Annotated in this window: 3 protein-coding genes; all 3 read right to left on the reverse strand. The window is 50.3% G+C overall.

What is annotated here, in order from left to right; genetic code table 11:
* Positions 1 to 24 precede the first annotated feature (24 nt).
* The 3 genes from tnpC to tnpA are packed head-to-tail and all read right to left on the reverse strand — an operon-like array spanning position 25 to position 2,236.
* Positions 25 to 1,593 (reverse strand): IS66 family transposase, encoded by a 1,569-nt coding sequence (gene tnpC, locus V7R35_RS17690; protein ID WP_438823490.1) that lies wholly within the window; start codon positions 1,591 to 1,593, stop codon positions 25 to 27.
* Positions 1,594 to 1,616: 23 nt separating this feature from the next.
* A complete protein-coding gene (gene tnpB, locus V7R35_RS17695) occupies positions 1,617 to 1,952 on the reverse strand; it encodes an IS66 family insertion sequence element accessory protein TnpB (RefSeq protein ID WP_126874057.1) in 336 nt (111 codons plus the stop codon).
* Entirely contained in the window at positions 1,952 to 2,236 is a 285-nt protein-coding gene (gene tnpA / locus V7R35_RS17700) for an IS66 family insertion sequence element accessory protein TnpA (RefSeq protein WP_024016272.1), read from the reverse strand. The genes tnpB and tnpA overlap by 1 nt, the downstream gene beginning before the upstream one ends.
* Between the last annotated feature and the right edge of the window lie 86 nt (positions 2,237 to 2,322).

A 2,322-nucleotide genomic window follows, 5' to 3' on the forward strand; every position in this document is an offset into this window, starting at 1 on the left:
GTAAGCGATCAATATAGACCCGGATCACCCCATTTTATCTAAGTCGCTCGTTAATTTTTTGTCCGCGAATCTCTCTTTCCAGACTCTTGGCGTCAGGTCGAGTACGTCTTTGGCCGGATGCAGTGCTACACGCTGCAATACATCCACGAGGTAATGGTAGGGATTGACGCCTTGCAGGCGGCAAGTCACCATCAGGCTTTGTAATATGCCCAGTTGTTCAGCCCCGAGTTCGGACCAGCAGAACAAATAGTTTTTTCTGCCCATAGGGATTACCCGCAGTGCCCGCTCGAGATGATTGGTATCCAGGGGTAAAGCGGGGTTACTCAGGAACACTTTAAGTTGGCTCTCCCGCTCATGCGCATAGTGAAGTGCCTTGGCGAAGGGGGATTTGGGCAGTAAATCGGTGCGCTGGCGTTGTTGGTAGACCCACCGGAAGAAGTCCGTGACTAAGGGTTCGCTGTGTTGTTGCCGGTAGGCATGGATATCGGCCAGGTCTAACTGTTTATTCCGGATGTGTTTTTCATGTCGGTAAAGTGCAGCGATAATATCCAATGCCTGCTGTGCGGCTTGCGGCTCACTGTCGAGAGCTTTTTCAAAGCCTCTGCGCATGTGTACCCAACAGGCAGCGTGCACAATCTGCAGTTCGTGTTGATTTAATTGTTCAACCGTTTTGGTGTAAGCGGCATAGCCGTCGGTCAGCAAGGTACCGGTAAAGTCCTGTAGCTGTGCTTTGGCATGCAACATGCCCCGGCTGTGACTCCAGGTAAACGCCACCTCATCACTGTCACCGTACATCGGCCAGAAGTAGGTTTGTTTCATTTGCCCCGGTTTTCGGCCAGCCCCTTTGGTACGCCCGGCTTTAATGGGCACTTCATCCATGGTCAGTATGTTGCTTTGCAGAATGTGCTGCCACTGGGCCTTGGCGATGGGCCGAAGCAGCTCAATGCCTTGTTGTATCCAGTTGATTAAGGTAGCCCGGCTAAGGGTGATACCGCTATCGAGCATCCGTTGATGTTGGCGGTGAAGCGGTAAGTGATATACCGCTTTATCCACCATCAGCCCAGCGAGTAGTGAGACATCGCAGTAACAGCCTTCCAGTACATTGATGGGGGCTGGGGTATCCTTAAGGGTTTGCGTGGTTTTATGACGCACGACCTGACGACGATACACCAGTACCACATAACTGCCGGGCTGTTGTGCTAAGCGACGGGTTTCTTTGATATCCACGACATCATACTGGTCGGCATCCGCCCCCTGTAACTCAGGCGCAGGCACATCAATAATCAGCTGAGGCACCGTCTCATCAAAGCGTAGGCCGTCATCATTCACATCCGAGTCGCGACGTTGCTTTTGTGAGGAACGGGTATGGGCCTTCACCGGTTTGGTGTCTGCCGGTAAGGCGTGTGTCTCACCCTCATCAAACAAACTGCTCTGCGCCGGATTATCCACTAACACTTTTTCAGACTTACGCCCGAACAACTGGCGTTTAAGCCAGTCCAGTTGATGCTTGAGTTGCGCAATCTCCTCAGCTTGATGAGCAAAGGCAGCCTCAATTTCAGACGGTGAAAGGTGACTAATAGAATGTGTTTTCATGGCGTAAATTATAACAAAATCAGTCAATTAAATCGCCTGTTTTGTTTGTCTTTTTGCCAGTAAATGCCATCAATCAAACACTGTAACTGAGCACTGTTTAATGGTGTTTTTGCTGTACCGTCAGTGACTTTGGCGAAGGTGCCTTTTTCTAACCGTTTACTCCACAAACAATAACCGCCCTGGTAGTAATACAACACCTTGAGCTGGGTACGGCGTTTATTGATAAACACAAACCAGTCACCACAATGCGCTTGCATCCCCAGTTTGCCCTGTACCAGTGCCGCCAGCCCATCAAACTGTTTGCGCATATCGGTATTACCGGTATACAGCCAAATACGCCCATTGGATAAGGGTAACATCAGGCAGCCCGGTTCATCCGCAGCACCACACCACCGGGTAATGCCAGTTCAATCTCCCAGGCAGAGCCTGCGCTCTGGTTCGCACTTGCTGGCATATCAAAGGCAAGCCAGTTATCTTGCTGCGCAAGCGATTGGCTATCATCGCTCAGTTTTTTACGCCACAGATAGAAGTTTGATACTGTTAACGCATGCTGTGCACAAAATTCACTGACTGTCAGTTCGCCTGCTGCTTGCTTATCAATCAATTCCTGCCATTGCTCGCGTGTTCGTCTTTTTGTTGCCATCGATTAAGTCTCCGTGAGTAAAATCTACGGGGACCATTTTACGGGGTAGCTCCGCCGGGAAAAGACGGTCTAAATTGATCGCTTAC

Origin of the sequence: Alteromonas sp. S167 (genome assembly GCF_036864375.1) — a bacterium.
Lineage (GTDB): Bacteria > Pseudomonadota > Gammaproteobacteria > Enterobacterales > Alteromonadaceae > Alteromonas.